Origin of the sequence: Dyella mobilis, from assembly GCF_016904945.1 — a bacterium.
Taxonomy (GTDB): Bacteria; Pseudomonadota; Gammaproteobacteria; order Xanthomonadales; family Rhodanobacteraceae; genus Dyella_B; species Dyella_B mobilis.
In genome coordinates this window covers 852,548-875,068 of the sequence record NZ_JADIKF010000040.1, presented here as the reverse complement: position 1 = coordinate 875,068, position 22,521 = coordinate 852,548, and the positions used below count along the sequence as shown (strand labels likewise).

At 55.5% G+C, this 22,521-nt stretch carries 24 protein-coding genes; 13 read left to right on the top strand and 11 right to left on the bottom strand.

Translation table 11 applies throughout. From position 1 onward, the window contains the following. Positions 1–52: 52 nt before the first annotated feature. The 4 genes from ISS99_RS20295 to ISS99_RS20280 form a co-directional block, all read right to left on the bottom strand. Positions 53–760 (bottom strand): hypothetical protein, encoded by a 708-nt coding sequence (locus tag ISS99_RS20295; protein ID WP_204633421.1) that lies wholly within the window; start codon positions 758–760, stop codon positions 53–55. Then, positions 750–1,832, bottom strand: a complete 1,083-nt coding sequence (locus ISS99_RS20290; protein ID WP_204633420.1) for a hypothetical protein — start codon at positions 1,830–1,832, stop codon at positions 750–752. Before ISS99_RS20290 ends, ISS99_RS20295 begins: the two co-directional genes overlap by 11 nt. After that, a complete protein-coding gene (locus ISS99_RS20285; protein WP_204633419.1) occupies positions 1,829–2,839 on the bottom strand; it encodes a PD-(D/E)XK nuclease domain-containing protein in 1,011 nt (336 codons plus the stop codon). Before ISS99_RS20285 ends, ISS99_RS20290 begins: the two co-directional genes overlap by 4 nt. A gap of 82 nt (positions 2,840–2,921) precedes the next feature. Then, positions 2,922–3,794, bottom strand: coding sequence for a restriction endonuclease (locus ISS99_RS20280; RefSeq protein ID WP_204633418.1), 873 nt, complete (start codon positions 3,792–3,794; stop codon positions 2,922–2,924). A 707-nt stretch (positions 3,795–4,501) separates the two neighbouring features. On the opposite strand from ISS99_RS20280, the gene ISS99_RS20275 reads away from it, so the two are divergent. Next, positions 4,502–4,705, top strand: a complete 204-nt coding sequence (locus ISS99_RS20275; protein ID WP_204633417.1) for a hypothetical protein — start codon at positions 4,502–4,504, stop codon at positions 4,703–4,705. 164 nt (positions 4,706–4,869) lie between these two features. Here ISS99_RS20275 and ISS99_RS20270 read toward each other — a convergent pair whose 3' ends face one another. The 3 genes from ISS99_RS20270 to ISS99_RS20260 form a co-directional block, all read right to left on the bottom strand. Next, positions 4,870–5,067, bottom strand: a complete 198-nt coding sequence (locus ISS99_RS20270) for a hypothetical protein (protein WP_204633416.1) — start codon at positions 5,065–5,067, stop codon at positions 4,870–4,872. A gap of 80 nt (positions 5,068–5,147) precedes the next feature. Then, the gene (locus tag ISS99_RS20265) at positions 5,148–5,738 is read right to left on the bottom strand and encodes a hypothetical protein (protein ID WP_204633415.1); all 591 of its coding nucleotides are present in this window, start codon (positions 5,736–5,738) and stop codon (positions 5,148–5,150) included. Next, entirely contained in the window at positions 5,735–6,220 is a 486-nt protein-coding gene (locus ISS99_RS20260) for an RNA polymerase sigma factor (RefSeq protein WP_204633414.1), read from the bottom strand. The genes ISS99_RS20265 and ISS99_RS20260 overlap by 4 nt, the downstream gene beginning before the upstream one ends. Positions 6,221–6,374: 154 nt before the next feature. Here ISS99_RS20260 and ISS99_RS20255 point away from each other — a divergent pair, with 154 nt between their 5' ends. Continuing rightward, complete coding sequence (locus tag ISS99_RS20255) at positions 6,375–7,796, top strand: alpha/beta hydrolase family protein (RefSeq protein WP_204633413.1); 1,422 nt, start codon at positions 6,375–6,377, stop codon at positions 7,794–7,796. A 101-nt stretch (positions 7,797–7,897) separates the two neighbouring features. Here ISS99_RS20255 and ISS99_RS20250 read toward each other — a convergent pair whose 3' ends face one another. After that, a complete protein-coding gene (locus ISS99_RS20250) occupies positions 7,898–8,542 on the bottom strand; it encodes a glutathione S-transferase family protein (RefSeq protein ID WP_204633412.1) in 645 nt (214 codons plus the stop codon). 165 nt (positions 8,543–8,707) lie between these two features. Here ISS99_RS20250 and ISS99_RS20245 point away from each other — a divergent pair, with 165 nt between their 5' ends. Both ISS99_RS20245 and ISS99_RS20240 read left to right on the top strand, forming a co-directional pair. After that, complete coding sequence (locus ISS99_RS20245) at positions 8,708–8,980, top strand: hypothetical protein (protein WP_204633411.1); 273 nt, start codon at positions 8,708–8,710, stop codon at positions 8,978–8,980. A 230-nt stretch (positions 8,981–9,210) separates the two neighbouring features. Then, a complete protein-coding gene (locus ISS99_RS20240) occupies positions 9,211–9,651 on the top strand; it encodes a hypothetical protein (protein WP_204633410.1) in 441 nt (146 codons plus the stop codon). A gap of 307 nt (positions 9,652–9,958) precedes the next feature. On the opposite strand, the gene ISS99_RS20235 is transcribed toward ISS99_RS20240, so the two are convergent. Next, on the bottom strand, positions 9,959–10,303 hold the full coding sequence (locus tag ISS99_RS20235) for an antibiotic biosynthesis monooxygenase family protein (RefSeq protein ID WP_204633409.1): 345 nt from the start codon (positions 10,301–10,303) through the stop codon (positions 9,959–9,961). 513 nt (positions 10,304–10,816) lie between these two features. Here ISS99_RS20235 and ISS99_RS20230 point away from each other — a divergent pair. The 3 genes from ISS99_RS20230 to ISS99_RS20220 all read left to right on the top strand — a co-directional run bounded on the left by ISS99_RS20230 (position 10,817) and on the right by ISS99_RS20220 (position 13,074). Then, positions 10,817–11,728 (top strand): hypothetical protein, encoded by a 912-nt coding sequence (locus tag ISS99_RS20230; protein WP_204633408.1) that lies wholly within the window; start codon positions 10,817–10,819, stop codon positions 11,726–11,728. Positions 11,729–12,073: 345 nt separating this feature from the next. Then, entirely contained in the window at positions 12,074–12,787 is a 714-nt protein-coding gene (locus ISS99_RS20225) for a hypothetical protein (protein ID WP_204633407.1), read from the top strand. Between the two features lie 89 nt (positions 12,788–12,876). Continuing rightward, a complete protein-coding gene (locus ISS99_RS20220) occupies positions 12,877–13,074 on the top strand; it encodes a hypothetical protein (protein WP_204633406.1) in 198 nt (65 codons plus the stop codon). A gap of 204 nt (positions 13,075–13,278) precedes the next feature. On the opposite strand, the gene ISS99_RS20215 is transcribed toward ISS99_RS20220, so the two are convergent. Beyond that, positions 13,279–15,315, bottom strand: a complete 2,037-nt coding sequence (locus ISS99_RS20215; RefSeq protein ID WP_204633405.1) for a M13 family metallopeptidase — start codon at positions 15,313–15,315, stop codon at positions 13,279–13,281. A gap of 316 nt (positions 15,316–15,631) precedes the next feature. Continuing rightward, positions 15,632–16,534, bottom strand: a complete 903-nt coding sequence (locus tag ISS99_RS20210; RefSeq protein ID WP_204633404.1) for a hypothetical protein — start codon at positions 16,532–16,534, stop codon at positions 15,632–15,634. 311 nt (positions 16,535–16,845) lie between these two features. On the opposite strand from ISS99_RS20210, the gene ISS99_RS20205 reads away from it, so the two are divergent. The 6 genes from ISS99_RS20205 to ISS99_RS20180 all read left to right on the top strand — a co-directional run bounded on the left by ISS99_RS20205 (position 16,846) and on the right by ISS99_RS20180 (position 22,461). Then, positions 16,846–18,150, top strand: coding sequence for a DUF4303 domain-containing protein (locus ISS99_RS20205; RefSeq protein WP_204633403.1), 1,305 nt, complete (start codon positions 16,846–16,848; stop codon positions 18,148–18,150). A 298-nt stretch (positions 18,151–18,448) separates the two neighbouring features. Then, the gene (locus ISS99_RS20200; protein WP_204633402.1) at positions 18,449–19,024 is read left to right on the top strand and encodes a hypothetical protein; all 576 of its coding nucleotides are present in this window, start codon (positions 18,449–18,451) and stop codon (positions 19,022–19,024) included. A 68-nt stretch (positions 19,025–19,092) separates the two neighbouring features. Further along, positions 19,093–19,401, top strand: a complete 309-nt coding sequence (locus ISS99_RS20195) for a hypothetical protein (RefSeq protein ID WP_204633401.1) — start codon at positions 19,093–19,095, stop codon at positions 19,399–19,401. A 131-nt stretch (positions 19,402–19,532) separates the two neighbouring features. Further along, positions 19,533–19,832 (top strand): hypothetical protein, encoded by a 300-nt coding sequence (locus ISS99_RS20190; RefSeq protein ID WP_204633400.1) that lies wholly within the window; start codon positions 19,533–19,535, stop codon positions 19,830–19,832. A 19-nt stretch (positions 19,833–19,851) separates the two neighbouring features. After that, positions 19,852–20,622: a DoxX family protein gene (locus ISS99_RS20185; RefSeq protein WP_204633399.1), complete on the top strand. Its 771-nt coding sequence runs from the start codon at positions 19,852–19,854 to the stop codon at positions 20,620–20,622. Positions 20,623–20,949: 327 nt separating this feature from the next. Beyond that, positions 20,950–22,461 carry a trypsin-like serine peptidase gene (locus ISS99_RS20180; RefSeq protein ID WP_204633398.1) on the top strand — a complete coding sequence of 504 codons (1,512 nt, stop codon included), beginning with the start codon at positions 20,950–20,952 and terminating at the stop codon, positions 22,459–22,461. Positions 22,462–22,521 lie beyond the last annotated feature (60 nt).

Here is a 22,521-nt window from a genome sequence, read left to right as displayed (position 1 = left end):
AGAGTACGCTTGTTTTGAAAGTGCGCTCTGTCATCTATTTGGAGAGGTCATCTTACTTTGCGGTTAAGCTTCTAATGCCACATGATGAATAGAATTTTTCAATATTATTAATTATTTCTTCTTTGCCGTCACCAATAATTGTTGCAGATCCATTTCGTGTAATCATAATCGTCGATAGGACTGATTTTAGAAAAAGCTTTGCCTTTAATGACTCAACTTTGTGCGGATATGATTTTAGCAATGCTTTATCATCTAGATGATTTTCTTCTGTCGCAGTTAATTCAAATTTCCCCACGGTTTTGTTGTTGATTGCTACGGAGCTTACGATTTTTCGAACAATTTTTGTATTATATTGCGTGGATATAGCTCTGAGTGTTAGCGTGGGATCGATGTCTATGTTTGATATGTATATAGGCGAATTTAATGCGCTGCAAAGATTGTTTATTAAGCCAGCAACTCCTCTTGATGGATTAATTAGGCATATGATAAAAAATCCTTTTTTTATCTGCTCGATAGTGAATGTAATTATTTCATAACTTTCGATTACTTGCTCCGTAATGGATCCAAATGGGTCTTCTATGATTTCTCTTTCTACAACCTTCTTAATAAATTTCGCTCTAATTTTAAAGTTGCTAGGCTTATCTTCAAGATAAAATCCGCTCAGAGATGATTTGTTAAACGGATTTTCTTTGATTGCGGCAGATATGGATTTGATAGAAGTTGATGCCTCCGCTATCATCCATTTATATTTATTTTGCATGATACTTTTCTCTAATACTTGTCATGGCCCGTGTTGCGGAATCCTCAAGTAGTGAGTACATAGTATCAATTTCCTTTTTTAGCGGTGATCGCTGATGCGGTGGCCGGCCCTTTCCGATGTATTGATGTACTCTCCGGAGAAGATACGAAAATCCAGAGCAGGATTCTGGTTCGGAGAAAGTTGCATCTATGTCGAAGCGGTCCTGAGAACTATCAGCGACGGACCAACTGACACGGACCGCATAAAATTCTCTATTGTGGAGCGCCTTAATTTCTTCTGATCGATGGACTCCCTTGCCGCTCAGTGAAGCTCTCTCAATTCGTATATCTTCAAGGTCATCGCTAACATTGTCATCGTCATCGATTTCGTCTGGATCGGGATGCTTTTTAAATACGTAAGCTGCACTGACGTCTATTAGTGGGTATCCAATTAATCCATTTATTAGTAAGTCAAAGAACTCTGTTCGATATTTGTGATCAGGGACGGCTTGTAGATTAATTGTACTCAATGAAAAATTCTTTCCTTGACAAGCCTTTTCTGCTTCGGCAAGGAATGACTCGACTCGTTCATCTATATACGGGGTCTGTGTGCTGCGAACGATATAGCCAGTAGCGCTTTTTATAACGTCAATGACTCCGGTTTGCCGCCGAACTTGAGAGAATTCTGAGCGTCTATAGTCTATTGATATGTAATCAATGGAGACTGTCAGGCGGTTATCGATCAAGTTTATGTCTATTCCGTCTTCACGCTTCTCGATTTCGGATTTTATTGCATCCGCAGCATGTTCAAATATAGATATATCGTTTTGTGTCGTTATAAATCTAGAAGTCGTGCGATCTCTGCGAGGTTGTACTTCCATGGCGTCCGCTATTTCTGCCTGATCATAGTAATCGTAGTTTAAGCGGCTGAAGTAACCGGCCAGATAGTCGCGCGCGTTCTCTGAGGACAATAGTATCCCTCGGCTGTAAAGAAGGCGTTGCAGGGATTTATCGCTGATTTTTGGTTGATTTAGAGCATCACGTATACTTTTGTCCGAAGCATAGTAGACGGATGGTCCGTAATGATTTTTCATGGTTCATTTCTCCATCCGGCTTTCATGGCGCTATAATTTGGAACAACTTTTTGTATTGATTCGACAGATATTTGATCAAGCTCATTTTTTCTTATTTCATCAAGATTCCACTCTCGTAAATATCTTGATTTTGCCTTTTCAAAATTATTTAGATAAGGTTTTTTTTCATTTGGTGATGTCATGCGAATTTTTATTGGCAGTCTTTCGCTAAGTATTTGAAATCTAGATAAGGTGTCTATCAAATACATGAATTCTTCGGTGTATTCTCCTCCTCTGTTGTAGTAAATGACGTAACCACTCGTTTTCTTATCGCCATTGTTTCTGTATTTTATTATCAAATACGGGGATGTAAGCGTTTCGATTGTTGCCGATTGATCCCATATGTCACCCTGCCTTTTCCACCTTACTAGGTCTGGATATACAAAAGTGTAGTCGTTAGACATCTCACCTATAAACGATAGATGGGCCATGTCTTGTGCTATGGTATATGAGTTAACTATTTTTTCTGGGTCGAATAGATGGATGATTTGACCTTGTCTTAGATTTAAATTATCTAAGTTGGTGGAGGCAAGGTGCCTTTTAAAGTTTTCGTCATATTGGTTGTCGTGGTTATATATAAAAAGCATGCCCCTTATTTCATGGGGTATGTCTTCTATAACATATCTTCCTTTCCATTCTCCAGAAACTTTTGCGCAATCAACAGCGTTGGCTAATGATGTGATAGCTTTTCTAATGGGTACATTACTCCTAAGTGATGATTCGCTATAGCTCTTTAAATCTGACAATAAATAAATATTTTTTCCTAGATAGGGATCGTGGTAATGGAAGACAGCGTCAGTCGGGTGAGTTCTTCCGCTTTCGCTATCGTCTTTGGGATAATGATTTGATTTCTTTAGGCAGGCAAAATTTTCGTCCTTATGAGGATGAATGTTCCACTTGAATGTTTTAAATATATCGCTACTTACTTTGCTGGCAAGTGTTGATATGTTAATGGTTTCGCCGCCCATTAGTTATTCCTGTGGCTAAATTGATTAAAAATTTTCTTTTATAGAGGCTTGTGAAGCTTAGTGCATTGTTCGGCTAAGTAATTTATTGGGACGACTTGGTCGAGCCCGAAAGATAATCCTGGTTTTCAACCGCTTTAGTCCCCCTGCAGGATGGATATTTTACGCAGCCCCAAAAGGCTTCTTGAGTTTTTCGATTAAAACGTTTAATCATGCTGGACTCACAGTTTGGGCAAGTGGGATTTGTTGACGTTATAGCTTGAGGTGTTACTGCTTTAGTGAAACTATGGGACGCAGGCAATGTGCTAGCAGTTGTCGAGGTCTGCACCTCACGAACCATCGTAAGCAGCGTTTCCCCACTTATCAGCTCGATAGCCTTACCTTTCGCAAACCGCCGTGCATCCGCTGTGTAGTCGCCTATTGCAACAATCTTCACAGCTGCCGCACCCCGGTCCATCAATAGACCAAACATCTCCCGCACAACCTTGACGTCAACCCGCTGCGTCTTCCATTGCTTGCATTGCACGAGCGTGTTCTTGCCATCCTTGCGCAAGACCAGATCGATGCCGCCGTCGGGGCCGCCAAGTCCTGTTTCACTGACTGCATAGCCTTGGCGACGAAATGCTTCACCCACAAGCATCTCGAACTCACACCAGCTCATCTTGCGCAGGCTATCGAGTCCCGTTTGGGTTTCCAGTAGGTGTTTGCGGTGGCAGCGGCGTACGAAGGAGATAATCGCGCCGAGCCAACATACCGCCAGTACAAACCACGCGATGGGTGTATAGATGCCCGAAGAAGCGATTTTGCCGAAGCTTTGGGCGAGGGGGCTGTTGACGCTGGACATATACCAGCCAACGCCATAACGAATAGCTACGTAAGCGACGATGCCCAGTACGAAGCCGACCGGCCAGGGGAACGAAGCTATCAGCTCCAGGCCGCTTTCCTTGCGCTTTGCCATCACTCCCCCTGAGTTACGTGCTTATCAGAACCTTGCATAGAGAGGCACTGGATGGATCAGTGTTGTGCCGTCTATGCGTCCCCCGCTTAAAGGCATCCAAACATTAAGCAGAAAATGGGCCATATAAAAGGCCTCTCAGGAAGTCCTTTGTTTCACAGCTACTTAGCCGCCTGAAGCGTAGACGCGCTGGTTTAAGCACATGGGGCATCTCGTCAGCTACCGACGCGATACGTCAGCCGATGATGTGAAGGCTATGTGTAGAACCGAAAGTCGGGAGGGCATATCCCGACTCGGCGTTGTACTACAGGGAACGAGCGGCGGCCTTGGGTCACGTCAAGCGAACCGGACATGGTTGTCGCGCCATCGAAGAACATCACAAAGGCAAGATCACGCACACCCGCGCCATACAAACCCTACATGGATGCGCCGCTCGCCAGAGTAATCTCCGCATGTCATCGGTGTGCTTTGTAAACCCGCAACACCGATGACCCTTGCAGCAATGCTTGGAGAAGCGCGGATCGCGAGAGCGCTAACTCTCACGATCCGCTAAACCACAAACAACAGAATGAGTGTTGATTATGGCCTCCGTAGATCATACGGCACGTTTGCGCCTCTTGGCGCAAAACAAGCCAAATTCTAAAACGTCTTCATCGGTCGACAACCCGCCCGACGCATCGGGCGCAGGGCAGGGGCGACGGCAAACTTACATGTCTCGAAGGGCTGGCAGTGCGCTGGCCGTTGCGGTGATTGAAGGGCTTCGGCGAACGCATGAGCAGTTCGTGAAAACCCATCCCGACGGCAAGAGAGTGGGTCTTCTACCACTCAACCCGGTGCAACTCATCGGCCTGGAGAACGCCATCGACCTTCTCTGCGAATACGTCGACACGCTTACTCCGGAGGGAGGTGGATAACCCAAGCGTGTCCGTATGACGCGGCCATTTGGCGCGTTGAGTAGGAACGGCGCGTCGTATTCGGCACGTTGCGTAGGAACAGCGTGCCGGTTTTTTGGGTACTCACGAGATCGTGTTGCTTTACTCCTCGCCACAATAACCGGGCCAGGGGTAAACAGGCTCGATTATCTGACTTTGTTCCGCATGCACCGAATCACTGCGGTCGCGAAGCGCACGAGCGCAAACAGCATGACCACGATGAAGATAAGGTCGGATATCGGCAGAATCAGATGCCCGCCATGCGCCTGATACCATGCCAATGCAATCAGGCCGCCAGCGAGAACAAGGCTGAGAACAATCGATGCGATGCGAACGTTCGACATAATTCCTCCAGGTGTGGATGCCGGACCGACCTGTGCTGGCCTGTGCCGTCGGAATCAAAGTCGCCGTCACTGGGTATTTCTTACAAATTTTCTTCCAGCGACTTCAGCTTCGCTGTGAGCTCCCGGAGTTGGCGCCGCCTGGCGCGAGCCAGCACGAGGCCAGCGATGATCATGGCGGCCAGCGCTAGCAGGCTTGCGAGCGGTGGAACCATCGCCAGACTGGGTTGGGCGATGTGTCCACCCGGCGCTGTCCCTGGTGCCAGCACCCGCATCAGAACCGCTCCCGCTACGGCACCCAGTGGCGTGCCCAGATAAAGACAGCGCGCCTGGAAGAGTCCCCGCTTTGCCCGGGCGATCATGCGCTTCAGAAGGGTAACCGTATTGAGGTCGAGCGGGTCCACGGCGCGGCAGCGCAGGCGTTGGTATCCGAGCGCACCGGCAACAAAGGCAATCCACAGCACGCTGATAAGCCCATGCGTACCGGACCACCGGGTGGTCTCCTCGAAAACCAGAAACAACGCAATGCCGCAGATAATGGCGATGAGCATTCGCTGGTGCCAGCGTTGCGCGCTCTGCCATCGCTGCAGGTCCCGCATGAGCTGCCGGGTATCCGGTTGGGGCGCGGATTGCCAAAGCGCGGCGAAAGGATCAGTTTGCGACGGTTCGCTCATGGCACGGCTCCGAAGTTCAACCGGATAAATGTTTTGGCGCGATGCAGTCGTACGGACGCATTGCTTTCGCTGATACCCAGGATCGTCGCGATGTCCTTGATCGGTATCTCTTCCAGATACAGGCCTGCGACGGCCTTCAACGGCTCAGGCAATTGCCGTATCACCGCGGTGAGGCGGGCCAGTTGCCTGGCGTGGTCGGTGGCCTCGTCGACAGGCATGGACCCATCTGGAATGCCCTCAGCCAGGGGCTCGTCCTTGCGCACCAGTGCGCGGCGCACGTGGGTGACACAGATGTTCTGGGCGATGCGGGCGATATAAGGCTTGAGCATCGAAGGGTGGTCCAGGCGCGGCAGTGCCTGCCAGACCGCCAGCCAGACTTCCTGCACGAGATCGTCGATCCGGTCGGGATGGCGCTCGTAGACCGTCGCAATGCGGCGGACCATGCCGGCGTATTTGTCGACGATCTCTTCCAGGTTCAACACGGCTGTTGGTATCCCATCCCTTTGGGGCCTTAGTCGCATGGGCCTGGATTTTCTTACAAGGCAGGCGACAAAAAAATTCGTAGCCCGAACTGTAAGACCCGTATCCGGACCGCGACTGCAAGTCTGACGCCAATCCGGCGTTCTGCAGAGGGTCATGACCTTGAATACGCATGGTACGAAACGATCGGTGGCAAAACGCCTGTTTGCTGTCGGCAGCCTGTTGGCGCTGGCGGTCGGCGCGGTCTCGGCCGAAGACGCCGCCGGTGATTGGGGCGGGCTCCTGGCTGGCCAGTATCACATCGTGGTGCACGTGGCCAAAGATGGGGCAGGGCACTACCAGGCAACGCTCGAAAGTCCCGATCAGGGAAGCTTTGTTCTATCTGCCGCGGATGTCGTAACAGATGCCGACCAGTTGAGTTTCACCCTTCCAAAGCTCGGCGCCGCTTATCAGGGACATTGGGACGCTGGCAAAAAAGGCTGGGTGGGAACCTGGAAGCAAGGCGCCACCATGCCGCTCTTCCTCACCCGGATGACGGGTAAGGCGTCGGATGCCGCGCCTCCCAAACGTCCGCAAGAAGAAGCCATTGCCGCCGGCCCACGCCCTTACCGGCAGCAACAGGTCATCTTCGACAATGCCTCGGCGGGGATAAAGCTGGCCGGTACGCTCAGCGTGCCCGACGGCAGCGGCCCTTTTCCGGCTGTGGTGCTGATCGGCGGCAGCGGGCCGGAAACGCGTGACGAAACCCTATTCGGCCACAAACTGTTTCTGGTGCTCGCCGATGCCCTCAATCGTCGCGGCATAGCTGTGTTGCGCTACGACAAGCGAGGTGTCGGTCAGTCGGGTGGCGACTTTGCCACGGCGACCATCCCCGACTTCGCCTCCGATGCCGAAGCGGCCATGGCCTTTCTGATGTCGCGCCCCGAGATCGATGCGAAGCACATCGGCCTTATCGGCCACTCGGAGGGTGGCGCGATCGCACCGATGATCGCCGTTCGCAATCCGGCAGCGCGATTCGTCGTACTTATGGCCGGGCCGGGTATGCGCATCGGTCGACTTTTGAATGTGCAGGACTCCCGCATTGCCAGGGCATCCGGCGTTCCCGAGGAGCAAATTGCCGAGCGAAGTGCTTTTTTCAACAAGCTCTATGCCGATCTTGCGAGCGCGGCCGACAACCAGGCAGCGCTCTCAGTGGCCAAGGCAGATATTGCAAAAGGCGTTGCCGACAAGCTGATTCGACCCGAAAATGCAGACGCGTTTGCCCACCAAGTCACCAGCCCCTGGGCGCGGCAGGCCTTCAACTACGATCCCATCCCGACGCTTCGCGCGCTCCGGACACCGGTGCTTGTGCTCGATGGCAGCCGCGATCTCTACGTGCCGCCGGAAGACAATTTGCCTTCCATCAAGGCAGCTTTGAAGGGCAACCCGGATGCGACGATTGTCGAGCTTCCAGGCATCAACCACCTGTTTCAGACGGCCAAAATCGGCACGCCGGCGGAATCCGCCAGCCTTGAGGAGACCGTGTCGCCGGTTGTGCTGATAATGATTGCCGATTTTGTGGTGGCGCACGGGTCGTGACGACCAGGCGATAAACCTCAGGGGGCGGAGGTGGTTAATGACCTCCGCCCGCGCTGGTTGTTCGTCGGACACAGACCCGGCCGATGATGTGCCAAGCGCGGTTATGGAACCGGCGTTCTGGCAAACCATGCCTTCCTGGACTGACAAGTCTCCATGGCCCGCTTGTAGCCTTCGCGTGCACTGGTGCGAGCGATATAGGATTTCTCTACCTCGCCAAGGGCGATGCCTGCACCGCGCTGAGCTAATTCCAGCGCATAGGTCACCGAAATATCGGCGGCTGTAAACATCTCTCCGGCAAGGTAGGGCGTGCGTGCCAACTGCCGTATCACCAGGCCCAGCCGGCTCTGGAAAACATCCAGAGCTTGTCCAGCACTCCAGTTCTGCCGCTCACTCTCCGGCGCAAAATTGCGCGCGCCGAGGACAAAGTAGGCGGAGGCAGCAAGGCCGGCTTCGCCAAGGTGCAGAAACTGCTGGTAAGCGGGAAACGTCGGATCGTGCGGGGCAGGCGCCAGCGGCGTCGGTCCGTAGCGGGCCATCAGGTACTCCATGATCGCGATGGACTCGACCATGGTGACGTCGCCGTCCCGGATCGCAGGGATGAAGCCGGCAGGGTTGATGGCCATGAACTCCAGGTCGTTCTCGACACCGGCCGGCATGTCCACCGGCCTCAACCGGTGAGGGAGCCCCATCTCTTCCAACAGCCAGATAACCCGAAAGCCTCTTCCTTCGCCATAGACAGTGATCATCGCTAGCTATCCTCCTGTGGTTCGGCCTTGTCGGCCCTACGGCAGGAAGACGAATGGGGCCTTCGGAAATCGACATCAATTACTCGCTCATTATGCTCTGCGCTGAATGCTACGGATGCGAATAAGAAAAGATGGGCTAAACAAACCCTGGAGAGGTAGTTCACGATGAATATTTCTGCACAAAGCTTGATGCTGGCCATCTCATCCATGGTGCTCGATCGATGCCGCCTGTTGGAACAAATCCAGAAGGTTGATGCCGATGTCGACTATGACGAGCATCTATCGGATCAAGTTTTTGAAATAGACAAAGCTTTGAACGAACTGTCGGGTTTCTACAGCGACAGTTTGAAGCGAGGGCCCATGTTTCCTCCCTACGAACAGCTCGTCGAAGCGGCCGAAAGCTATTGGGAAGAGATGCGCAAGGCAGGCGGTATTTAAAAGGGGCGCTGCCGAGGGAAGCGAGATGGTTGACCGGTAATCCTCCGAGATTTTGTCGGCGGGGCAGCATGACGGCCAAGGCTTTCCTACTGGAGAAGCAGGGCGAATTTCGTTAATCAGGCTTAATAATTTCTGCCCATTTTGTTTCGGCTTTTGTATCGTTTTGTTTCTTTAAGCCGGCGCACGATCCCTGAACGGACACATATAGGCGCCCGTAGGGAGTTCTTTATATGAAACGCCTGATCATCGCCACAACCATTGCGCTCAGTCTTTCGTGCGCCAGCAGCATTAGCGCCCAAGACGAGACCCACGCTACTAACCTGCAATATTTCACCGTTACTGCACAACCGGGTCAATACGAGACCTACTACATCGACTTGCATACCGGCTACGGATTGGCGGCGCTCGTCGGGAATACGCATCGTGAGTACATGCAAGCGGAGCGGGCGGCCGAGAGGTCCGAAGCCCTGCGGGAGATGGGTTTGGCGCGGCAGCCGTTAGTGGCCGTCGCCATCGACAACTCGACCGGCCCCGGTGTGGCGAAACGAATCGTGGTGAGCGATCACGCCCAAAACACCGTTGCCGTCGTGGACGTGTTTTGCAAGCGGGCCGCACCGGTGGATGGCAAGCACTGCCAAGTGTTCCATCGGGAGTATCGGGCCAACGTATAGCCAGCATCTGGCGTGAGCCGACAAGCGGGTGGAGGTAGTCCCATCGCGTTGACTACCTCCACGTTGGGTTGCGCCTTAATGGCTGCCAGTTCGGGCGTGTATCGCACGGCAAGCACCCCATTGGTCCGCCTCACAGGCCTCTTTCGCACTCTCGATTACATCGGCAGCATCCCCGGCGTACGGGAATGCTGCCATGACGGAGTCTGCGCCGTGGAGCGACTTGTCGCGGGTATCCAATCGCGTGGCAATTTCGATGGTGTGGAACCCCATCGAATACTTGGCATGACGCGCCCTCGTTTTCGCGCTATTAGCGGGCCGTTCCGGGGGATTCCGCCGCACCATGCAATTCCCACAGGGTCGCGTAGTTCATGATGGGGCGCTCGAAGGTGGCACCCTTTTCAATGAACGGCTTGCCGAGATCGAGCATCGGCTTGAACGTATCCAGTTGCTTGGCCGCTTCCAGGCTGGTCCAAAGGCTGACGTTGGTCAGCGAGGATGTCTCCTCGTCCGCGCCGAAGTAGAAGGAGAGCAATCCCGGCATGGCCTCTATGCCTGGCCGCAAGATGGGATCGGCGTCCGCCGCCATTTGCCGGAGTTCGGCAAAGTGCTCCGGTGAACACCGCAGAATCGATACGCGTACGACTGGCTTCATGCACTGCATCCTTTTTGGGTCCGCCGAGGGCGCGCAAGATCCTAGCAATGCGTCGATAGGCTCACAAGCGCTGCGGCGACTCGCCAGGACGCGAAATCGACGCAGGTCCGAAAACCAGTAATGTCCTTAAAGTGTCACGCGCCAGCAAGGACGCAAGGGCGGCTTGCCTAGAATCGTCACCTGAATTTCACGCAATCTCGCTGACAGTTTCGGGTGGGGATCCAGCTGCAAGGTCAACGCGGGGACTGTGAAGAATCTCTCTTCGTGGCGACATCGGTCACGCCCTTTCGCGTCTGCATTCCCCGAGGTTTGACAAACCCCACGTGCCGGCTCGGCGCGTGAGCAAGACGGGGAATGCCGAGCCAGAGCTCTTTATTGGAGCTCGTAACGCCAGGCCGGAAGGCATGCCGGGTGGCGTGAGAGCGAACGTAGGCCAAAGTGATATTTGTGGCTTCACCGGTGCAACCCGTAGCGGCGTGCCGGTGAAACAACAATGGATCAAGGAGAAAGCCGATGAGCGTTCCAGGTGGGCAGGTCGCACAAAATCTGCGCAAGCGCAAGCGAGTCTCTTACGCGGAGGATGACGTCGACGAGGATGGCAAGAAGCTGCGAAAAATCGAGAGGACGATCAGCGTGTGCGCATGGAACATGCAGCGAAGTCCGATCGAGACTGATCGAAGATATAGAAAGCAGGATGACGCGCGCCGAAATCGAAAAGCCCAGCTGCATTATTTGTGCAGCCAATACGACATCGTCTGTATTTCCGAACCCTCAAAAGGCCTGCGCGAAAGCGTGAACGACCCGCATGCCCACGCGTCGCTGCCTTCGGGCGGAACCTGGATGGCCAGCTCGTTTATAGACAATCAAAGCGATAGCGCCGCGTGCCGGTCGCTTCTTTTCGTCAAAGCCCGTCTGAAACCCCAGACAGTGGATATCAATTTCACGTCCGGCTCCGACGACGCCAGCCGCTATCCAGCGGCAGCCATCATAAATGTCAGTGGCATCAAGCTATTGGTTGTCTCGTTTCACGCCACGAGTTACGGCGGCGCCAGCAACACCAACAATCTGATTGAATTGCTGCACGAAAAGACCGGCGACATGAAAAGCTGGGAGCACGTCGGTGTGATGGTGGGCGGCGATCTCAATTGCGAAGAAGCGAAGTACGGAGGAACCCGCACGCCGGATGAAGTAACCCATCAACGAGGCGGCGTATTGGATGGCTTCTATGCCGAAGGCATCGACGCGATGGCTTCCGCCCTGGTGGATGGCGTAAGAATTGTTCCCGGCTTTAAGCTGAGGACCACCCGTTCCGCCAAGATCAGCGGAAAAGAGCCCGGCTGCTTCAGGATCGGCACGCCTTTGCGGCTCTCCGATCATGCGCCCGTTTGCGCGACGCTCACCTTGTCAGGGGCAGTGCCTAAATAGAGGTGATGGCGCCTGGAGCGTTCGCTGAAGTGCTGGCGGGGTGGCGGCAGGAATGGAAGGGCGCTAAAACGTTTGATAGAAGTGAGAAGCTGAATGGGCCGAAGCTGGGTAAATGAGATTGACCCGCTTCGGCCCGTTTTCTTTTCATTTTCCGGCTTCCTTGAGATGGGTTCTCCGTCGGCTTTGTGCCTAATCAGGGGCGCCTTCACGTGCCGCCCGTTGCCAATGAACCTATCCAGCTTTTTCCTTCTACCAAACCTATTGCGGCGCATCCATGAAATAGGCCGGTGTTTCGATTATCGTAGAAGCTAGACAGGGACGAGGGGGCTGGGGGTGGATGAGTCTGTGCAAGTGGCCGTTGCGGCTTCAGCGGAGCAGGCTGCATCGGATACCGCTGTGCCAAAGCTATTTAGCTTTGCGTGGCTGGAGGCCCGTCTTGAAGAACTTGCCAAGGGCGCGGATGAACCGGTCACCACGCGCCTGGAGCGGTATGCGATGGCGGCGGCGGTAATTATTGGCGGGGCGGCAATTCTGGTCGCGCTGCTGCTACGCAATCAGGTTGGCGTGTCGATCTTACGCGTGGGCATTATCGCGGATTGGATTTGCGTTGCGTTGATCTACGCGAGTAGCGGGTATCGAGCTTGGCGTTACTTGAAGCGCCAGCACCGCGAATTTGCGATCGATCTCGACAACCTCTATCCGCAATATCGCTCCCTGATCGATAAGTTCCGGGAGTTTCCCGCGACCGAACTGGGAAACCAATTGCGCTATGTGCGCGATCGCAAAGCTACGTTCTTATACCGCTATGGCCTGATTATCGGAAGCACCGAAAAGCTGGGTGTTCTGCCTCTTTTAGCCGTGCTGTATTTGCAGCTGAAGGATTGGTCGTTCAATGGCTGGGCGGATGCGCTCAACCACATCCACCTGGTCGGCGGTCTTCTGTTGTGGATGCTTCTGCTCATGTACCTTCTTGCATGGTGGGGTATGCGCACCAAAGGTCGGCTTGATCTTTATGAGATGCTTTTGACGGAAGCAAGCGAGGCTGGTGGCGGGGTTTAGGCGGATATGGCGACTAACTGCATGGATCGCTTTCGTTGTCGGAGCAGTCTCGCTTCCGATTCATTTTTGTTTACAGGGAGTAATCGCCAATGAGTATTCTTTCCCTTGCAGGTATGATCGTTTTCACGGCGCTCTATTACAGCAAGCTTGGTTGGGTTTCCGTCGCAAAATATTGGCTTGGATGGATCGCAGGATCGGCACTTTTCTACTATGTGTTTAACTTGCCAATAGCGGCGACGACTTATAGCTGGGCATTTGTGGTCTACGCCATCTGGTCTGCGCAGTAGTGCGAATACACGCGTGTGTCAGACAGTTAGCGACCTTTACCATCGCCTCGCCGTCATCCCAGCGAAGCTGGGATTTGCATCGAAATTACTGGATCCCAGTTTGACCTGCTTCGCTGTGGTGAAGCATCTCGTGGGTATCCCTCTTGGCCGAAGGTGGCCGCCATCGCCTGCCACCTTCGGCCTTTTCCTGGAACTCTCTCCGTCTTACCAAATCACACACCGATCCTTCTTCACCATCGGGCTCGGCGGCACGATGCCGAATGCCTTCTGGAATTCCGGAATATCGGCCAGCACGCCGTTGGTGCGGTAGATTTCCGGCGGATGCGGATCGGTGGTGACGCGGGTTTTGGCGGTTTCTGGACGCGTGGCCATGGCCCAGGAATGGGCGTAGGCGATAAAGAACTGCTGGTCCGGGGTGAAGCCGTCGATGGTCTTGGCGCTGGCGTAGCCGGGCTGAGCATGGAAGGCACGCAGTGCCAGGATCAGTCCGCCCTGGTCGGCGATCGCCTCGCCGGTGACCAGTTTGCCTTGCACGTGCACCCCGCCGTCCACGGTGTATTGCGAGTATTGATCGGCCACGCATTTCACGGCGACCTGGAATTTCTTCAGGTCCGCCGGCGACCACCAGTTTTTCAGGTTGCCGTGCCCATCGAACTGTGCGCCCTGGTCGTCGAAGCCGTGGGTCATTTCATGCCCGATCGTGGCGCCTGTATTGCCGTAGTTCACGGCGTCAGGCCAGGACGGATCGTAAGACGGCGGTTGCAGGATGCCGGCGGGAATATTGAGGCTGTTCATGGACGGGTCGTAGTACGCATTGACCGTCTGCGGGGTCATGTCCCAATCGCTGCGGTCGACCGGCTTGCCGATCTTTGCCAGCTCGCGCTGCTGTTCGAATGTGGTGGCACGCATCACGTTGAGCACATACGGGCCGCGGTCGATCTGCAGCGTGGAGTAGTCGCGCCATTTGTCCGGATAGCCGACGCGCAGCTCCATCATGTCGAGCTTCTTCACGGCCGCTTCGCGCGTGGCCGGGGTCATCCACGAAAGGGTTTTCAGATCCTGGCGCAGGGCGTCGCGGATCTGGTTGACCATCTGGGTGGCCGCCTGCTTGTACGCCGGCGGGAATTTCTGATCCACATAGACCTTGCCGATGGCAAAGCCGAGCGCGCCATCTTCGGCGCGAAGCACGCGCTGCCAGCGGGGCTTCTGCTGCTGCTCGCCGCTCAGCACGGACGACATGCGGAAGCCTTCGTCGGCAAACGGCTTGGACAGATAGGGCTCGTAGGTTTGCACCAGCTGCCAGCGCAGATAGGTTTTCCAGTCGTCGAGCGAAACGCTGGTCAGCTTGTCGTTGACTGCTTTGAAGAAATCCGGCGTGGCGACATTGAAGTTCTGAATTTCCGGATGACCGACCCCAGTCATCACGGCCTGCCAGTGCAACTTGGGCGTCAGCGCATTGGCGCTTGCCACGTCCATCAGGTGATAGACCGCATGTGGATCGCGCATGGCCACATCGGTCATGGATGCCTTGGCCAGGCTGATTTCCAGGGCCATCACGGTCTTGGCTTCGGCGTCCGCAACGGATGCGCTATCGCCCAGCAACTGGAAAGTGCGCGCCACGTGTGGCACATATTCCTTGCGGATGTGCTCATTGTTGGCGCCGCCTTCCACGTAGAAATCACGGTCGGGCAGGCCGAGGCCGGCCTGCATGACGACCGCGATGACTTTGCTGCTGTCTTTGAAGTCCTGCATCTGCGCCAGCGCAAACGGTGCGGCGACGCCGATCATCGTCAGGTGCGCGAACTCGTCCTGCAATTGCGCTACGGAGCTGATGGCCGCGATGCGATCCAGTTCCGGTTGCAGCGGCTTGATGCCCGCGCTGTCGATGGTCTTTTCATCCATGCCGCTGGCATAGAAGTCGCCGACTTTCTTTTCGGCGCTGCCCGCTGCGGCCGCCGTGTCCTGGCTGGCCTTTTCCACCATGTCGTGGATATAGCGCTGGTTCTGCAGGTCGAGCGCGACGTAGGCGCCCCATTCGGATCGATCCGCCGGAATCGGGTTGGCCTTGAGCCAGCTGCCGTTGGCGAAATGGAAGAAGTCGGTACCGGGTTTTACGCTGTGGTCCAGCCAGTCCAGATACTGCCCGTCGGGACTGTTGAAGTTGGGTGTCGGATCGGCGGCCAGTGCGCCGAGCGGGTACAGGCACAGCGCGGCGAGCACTGCCTTGCGGATCGAAAACATGGCTTCCCCTTTCTCGTGGATTGAGCGTCTTGCTCGAGTGGCACGATGCTAGCGGGTGTCCTGGAGGAGTTCCAATGCCACTAATGTCACGGTGGGAGGTGGCGCCGTGGGATGGGGTAGTGCCTAAATCGAAGGGCTTGGGGAGATATTCCAGCCTCGGTACCTTGATTCGAAATACCGGTCAGGTTCGTGCCGGGCGCCTCCGATCCGAGGTTGGCGCAGTAAAAAGGCCGGAAGTAGCTGAGCGCTGCTCGCTACGTTCCGGCCTTCTCGTGGGATGGGCGGCCGTGGCCACCTACGAGCCGAAGGCGGCCTATCAGGCGGCGACTGATTCCGTCGTTCCCGTCACGCGGTCGTCACCGCATACGTCCCGCCACAATTGATACATCACCCCATACATGATCGTGAACACAACGAGGATCACTGCAACATAGAGCGCGAAGATGAGTACAGGCATGAGCCACAGGCTGATCAGCTTGCCAATCAGGGCAATGAGCAGGAAGGCGACCGCAAAGCCGATACCGACAACGATGCCGGCGAGGATCAGGCCCAGCAGAAGCATGAACAATGGCAGGATGTTCTTCAGTGCGCCGGTAGCGCCATCAGCGATGGCGCCCACCACGCTGCGGTTTTGAAGAGCCACTTGTCCAAGGCCGATCGAATAGACACCCATCATCAGCGTGCCGCAGAGCAAGCAGAGCAGAAACGTGATGCCGAAGCCGCTTGGCAAGGTCGTTGGGGGTGGCTGGTGATTGAGCTTCGCGCTAAGCGCCTGCACGTACCACTCGGCGACACTGCTCCCAACCGTGAACAGGATGAGGGCGAGTATGGCGCTGTAAACCACCAACATGGCAATGCCAAAGCCGATTACACGCAATGCCAAGCCGTCTCGATAGGGTCGGAAGACATTGCTTACCCTGATTGCCTGACCTCGTACCGTGGTGTCGATGATCTGCAGGTAGCCCGCGTACAGTGGCAGGACAAGCAAGCCGACGAGCATGGATAACCACATGATCCAGCCGAAGGCGTTTGGCTGTAGCGCCGTGCCGGCAAAGAGCGAATGAAATTGCATGGGCGCCGTGATGAGCGTCGGAAGCATAGCCACCAGTGTTACGAGTGCGGCAGCGCCGAAAAGTGGTTTTGGATGGCTAAAGGCTGCGCTGAAGCCGCGATTGAGCCAGCCGAAGCCGGCTGACGGTCCCCTGGATCGTGTTGCCATGGTGCTCCCCGGTGAGCGGCGCCCCCGCGCCGTACCGGCCAAGCATAGCAAGCTGGCGTAGGCAAAATACCCGGTAGGCGAATAATCGTTGGAAAGGGCCGGGCCTGCCTGTGGGAGGGCGGGAAGCCCGACGGCCTGATGCGTGTGGCGATCGGGTGCCACCGGCCTCCCGATGAGATAAGTCGGGCCAATGCGGACGCCAATGATGAGGGACATTCATCTAATCAGGTTGCGCAAGTGGATAGGCTTTGAGCGGCCAGACGAGTGATTTATAGTCCAACCGACCGCTATTTTTAAAAGGGAGTTTAAAGATGGGAGAGGTAACGAATTTGCCACGGAACCCATTGGACAGGCAGGCGTTCGAAGCATTCAAGTCCACGGCAGAAACCGTTGCCATGCAGATGGCTACACGGGTATTGAGCGAATACGGTGAAGAAGGCATCTACGCCTTTGCCTTTTGCCTCAATGAAAATTACAAGCGTGTCTCCGCAACGGTGATGACCGAGGTGGCGCTGAATAGCCTCGTCGAGGAGCGCTGGGCGAAGCCGCGTTTAAAGCGCATCTGGCAGAGTCCCGAAGCCCTGGCAGTCTGGCTGCGATGGAAATACTCGGATTTGCCCTCGCACAAAGCGCTCGCCAAAAGCCCGGAATTGGAAGTGCTGCAGAAATCGTTGAGCCGGTTGTGGAAAACCGCGAACATAGAAACCAGTGAAGATTACAACGAGGTCGCGCTTCATTTGAGAGCGGCTTTGATGGAAGCCCTGGACCGGGTGAGAAAACAAGGCGTCTTGCGCAGGTGCGTGGCGTTCAATGTTTTCTCGAAGAGTCACGATCTCGAGTTCAGTCTGCGCATTTCTGAGATCATCAACTTCGGCGACGCACATCGCTACTATCGCTCGACCGTGATGACGGCTGTCGATGCAAGAAGGCGCGCTTATACCGCGATGCTTGCCGACTTTCGCACCAAATTCGAGCAGGTGGCGCTTCGTGCAGCGAGGCTGGCCGTCGAACAATATGGCGACGAGGACATCTATGGCTTCGCGATCATTACGGACGGCGATTGGAAATATGTTTTTCCCGCGGTACTGACCGAGGCGGGATTGAGTGAAGTGGCCAAGGGATACGGCGAGATGCAATTTGGCGATGAGCCCGTGGATGTATCGGATATCGATTTTCGCACGCAGTTGCGATGGAGTGCGTTCGATTCTCCAAGACACGAAGCGCTCGCCGATGTGGAGGGCATCGAGGAGGTCGATAAGCTCGTTCGCAAATACTGGGGATCCGCCGACACTGGTTCGGAAGCGGCCTATGTGGATGCGAGGGATGCCTTCGTCGATGCGGTGCTCCACGTGCTGGCTTCGGTGCGTGACCAGGGTATTTTTCGAAACCCCGTGGTGATGAATTTTTTCACTGGCGACCAGGGCGAACAGGAGAAGTTCGAATATTCCGAACGGGTCAATTCGACTGATCTCCACGAGTGGTTTTGCACGAGCAGCAAGGAGGGTCTTCGTATTTATTTCGAGTGGTCGGATCGACTCACCTCCGGAAAGAGGAGCAAGCGTAGGGCGGTGCCGGGTTTGTCGTCGGAGCGGGCCGGCGATGCCGAAGAAGAGTAGATCCGGCTTGCCGGCATCGATTTGTCTTTCCGGGTGTATCGACGATGGCGGCAAGGCGATTTTCATCGTGCGTATAGCGCCATGCGGTTTAATCGGAATGATCGTCGGCAAGGCCTGTGTTTAATACCCGACCGGAGATCGCCTCTCCTTGCGGTCTGCGGTCGCTGGGTGCCGATATAGGGCGATCCAGGCTGCGGCGGTGCGTGGAGCTCCAGGCCGTTTCTATTTACACTGGCCAAAGAAGCGATGTCCTTACCCTTTGACCGTCATTCTTGCCGAAGCCTGGAGAGCGTCAACCATGACCCTGCGTGCAAGCACCCTGTTGGCCGCGGTGTTGATCCTGGCCGGATGCGCCACCACCGATCCGTCCATCACGGTGATCCATCGCATTCCCCACGGGAGCACGGTGGCCGTGGTGATGTTCAGCGACTGCCAGATTGCCGACCAGGCCAGCTGCGACGGTTCCGGGTTGGCGGCGGGCTCCATTTTCGTTCGCGTGCTTGCGCAAAAGCCGGGCATGCATGCTGTTTCGCTGCCGCGGCCGGTAGGGGCCAAGGCGCCGCTTAGCGACGGTGCTGCGGTCGCGTATGCCAAGGCAAAAGGCTATCGCTATGTCATGAATGGCGAGGTGCAGGATTATTACCAGACCGGACACCTGGCGCTTCACGCCAATCGTGCAGGTATCTCGGTGCGTGTGCTCAATACTTCCAACGGGCAGGCGGTGGTGACGTACACGTATCAGGAGCGTTCGAAGACGCATCTCACGTCACCCGATGACATGCTGGAAGACATGGCCAAGCAATTGGCTTTTTCCATGGATGCGGATTCGAAACGGCTGCACCAGGGCAATTTCATCTTTTACAAAGGCAGCTGATTGACGCTGGGTTCCGGCGGTGCGGTTTTCCAATAATCAGACCTGACAAAACGGAGAGGGGAGCAGGCATGACGCTCGGGTGGACCCTGTTGGGTACGATTGTGCAGATGGGGCTGGTCCCATTCCTGTTTATGGTGGTCGTTTTTTCGGCGAGCAGCATCGGCAACGATGGCTCGCTCGGCAAGTTCCACACGGGCCTGCTGAATTTGTGCATATTTGCACTGCCGGCGATCAGCGCGCTGAGTGCGCTCATCGTGATATTCCTGCATTGGCACGGCGGCGGTGCGGAGTCGTACTGGTGGTATGCGATGCCCGTGGTGGCGACGGTGTTGTACCTGGTTTACGCCATCACGTTGGCGCATCGGACGGCCAAGTAATAGGGCGAGATCGACTGGCAAGGGTAGGTTGGTGGCAGAAGCCCAGGGCCTTGACCCTGCGCAAACCGGGTTGGTTTCGATAGCGGGCTTCAACGACAATCGATGGCAATCAAACGGAGAGGCAGGCAGACATGTCAGTCGTATGGACGGTGCTGGGCACGATTGTGCAGCTGATGTTGGCGCCTTTTCTGTTCATGCTCGTGGTCTTTTCGGCGAGCAGCATTGCCGATGCCGGCACGGTCGAAACCGGCATTTTGAATCTGAGTATTTTCCTGCTGCCCGCGCTTTGCGTAGTGAGCGGGCTGATCGTGATCTATCTGCATTGGCGCCGCCGCGGCGCTGCGTCGTATTGGTGGTACGGCATGCCGGTGGTGGGCACGGCGGCGTATCTGGCCTACGCTATCCACCTTGCTCATCAGGTGGCTCAATAAGCGGATCGGAGGTGGGTGAATGCGCATCGCAAGTGCAGGTCACGCCGTTTTCTCAGTCACCATGATCGCACTGGGCATCCAGTGCCTGGTTACCGGTCATTTCGCCGCGCTTTGGCAACCGCTGGACTTGAGCGCGCCCAGTCATCCGGTGCTGGCCTATCTGTGTGCGGGTGTTACGTTGGCATGCGGCGTGGGCCTGCTTTGGCAACGCGTCGAAGCGGCTCTTGTTTTGCTCGCGTACTTTCTGGTCTGGTTACTGTTGTATCGGGTGCCGGATTTCTTCTCCGCCGCCGCGGATGACCCCTGGTACGGCAGCGCCGAGTGCGCGGTCTATGTGGCCGCTGCCTGGGTGTTGTTCGCGCGGTTTTCGACGAGTTGGAAAGTGACGCTGCCCTTGCATTTCATCACCGGCGATAACGGTGTGCGTATTGCCAGGGTGTTCTATGCGCTGGCGATGATCTACTTCGGCATAGGGCACTTTCGCTATTTCAAGGAGACCGTGCAGCTGGTTCCGTCGTGGCTGCCGTGGCACGCGACGTGGGCTGGTTTTACCGGCGGAGCCTATGTGGCTTCGGGTGTTGCGATGTTGATCGGCATCCGCGCGTGCTGGGCGGCTGCGCTCTCGGCGTGGCAGATGGCAGGTTTCACGCTGCTGGTCTGGGTGCCTATTTTGATCTCGGGTGCCAACGCCTATCAAGGCAGCGAAAGCGTCGTGTCGTGGGTTTTGACCGCCAGTGGGTGGGTGGTCGCCGATTCCTATCGAACCCTGCGAGCAAACTCCAGGCAATAATCGATCTCCGTCGGCGGAGATACTGAAAAATTCCCGGCATCACCGGCTGCTCGCCGGTGCAGTCCCTCTTCGTGCAAGCAGGGCGAGCTTGGCTGTGCGCTGCCAGCTTTTCGCCATGAACGCGCGTCGGCAACTGTGGCCATCGATCGACTGCCGATCATTCAGTCCACTCAATGTCGCGCGATGCCTACAAGAGCCGAGAAATGCCCGACAGAAAATGAAGGTTCGGCATCTTTCCTGATGCACGTGCATGTTCGACTCTGAGATCGGAACAAAAAAGGGGAGTCCGATTTTTGCGAACACTGTGCTTGCACGAGGAGTTTTACCATGTCAAAACCTATCAGCCATCTGCTCGCCACATTCGTCATTGCCGCATTGCCGCAGGTCGGCGCTCATGCCTCAACGCACGTCGCGCCGACATCAAACGAAAACGAAGCACCACTTTTGCTCTCTACTGATCCGGGAGCGGAACGCTTCAGACCGGTGGGGAAGCTGTCAGCCAGCAGTCAATGTACGGCCACGCTGATCGCAGGGGCTCATCTGCCAGCGGACAGTGCGTCCGCTCTTGTTCTGACCGCGGGGCACTGCGTAGGGAGCTTCGATACCAACAAGGTGCTAGTGAATGAGGCGGCTCCCAATAACTGGACCTTTACGCCAGCCTATTTTGTGGATAACGGGCCGCAGCATCGTTCTTTCGCAGTTCGCCGTATCGCCTATGCCACGATGAAAAACGTTGATTTGGCGGTATTGGAGCTGGGTGCGACGTACGCCGATCTGGCAGCTGTGGATGTATATCCCATGCACCTTTACGCGACGCAGCCGGAGCCTACCGCTGGCATCCAGGTGGCTCACGTTCCGATCCAGGACATTCCGGTCTACGAACGATTCCTGCGTCTGTCCAACTGCCATGCGGATACGCGGCGAACCATCTTCGAATCGTTGTATCCTTGGCTTTGGAGCGAGGCGGTTCCCAATCTGTGTCAAGGCATCCGAGGCGGATCTTCCGGGTCCCCCGTTGTACTGCAAAACCAGAATGAAGTGGTTGGCGTGATCAATACCACCGTCGATCCCAGTCGCAACGGGTGCGGTTTAAATCGGCCATGCGAACTCGAGGGGAAGGCAGGGCTCATACGCGAAGGTGTCAGCTACTACATTCCCATCGATGTCATTGCGCAAGCGCTCACGGCCGACAGCAAGTTGGATCTCTCCAAGTTGGACCCGGGTGATGGCGCCACGCTGACGCGAAAATTGCACGCCTATTGGGCCACCCAAAGAACGGTCGACGATGGTGATGGCACGAGGGTGCCTGCACCGTGGAACCTGACCATTGGCGAGGAATCGCAGCAGGTTCGATACAAGACTGGGTTGGCCGATCGCACGAGTTGCGCGGGTATCGACGGTTACGGAGATACCATCGATGCAGCAGAGCAGCCGCTGAAAAACCTTGCAATTCCGTCTGCGGAGGGTATTTATAAAATCTGTGTGATTGCCAGGCAAGCCGGCCAGGACAAGTGGCAAGAGCCGGCTTATGCAAGTTTCATGTTGCATCAAATCGATAATACTCCGCCTGTCTCGACGCCACGTCTGCGTTTTGATGAAAGCGATACGTTCTGGATCGCTTACGCGGAAGACGACTTGTACGATGTCTTTACCCGCACCATCAAATATGGCCCCCTGGCCGAAACCGATTGCGACGATCCTGAGGGATTTTTCACGCCAAGCCCGATCTTTCCAGGGGTGAGGCTGAACAAGGCAGAGGCCCCCTGGCGATTCTGTGCAAAGGGTTTTGATATCGCGGGCAATGTATCCCCTGTCGTCTATCAGGATTTTGTCAACTAAAGGGTTTGCGCGCGCGCTCCATCGGAGTGCGCGCGCAAATGCGGGCGTTTTCCAAGACAA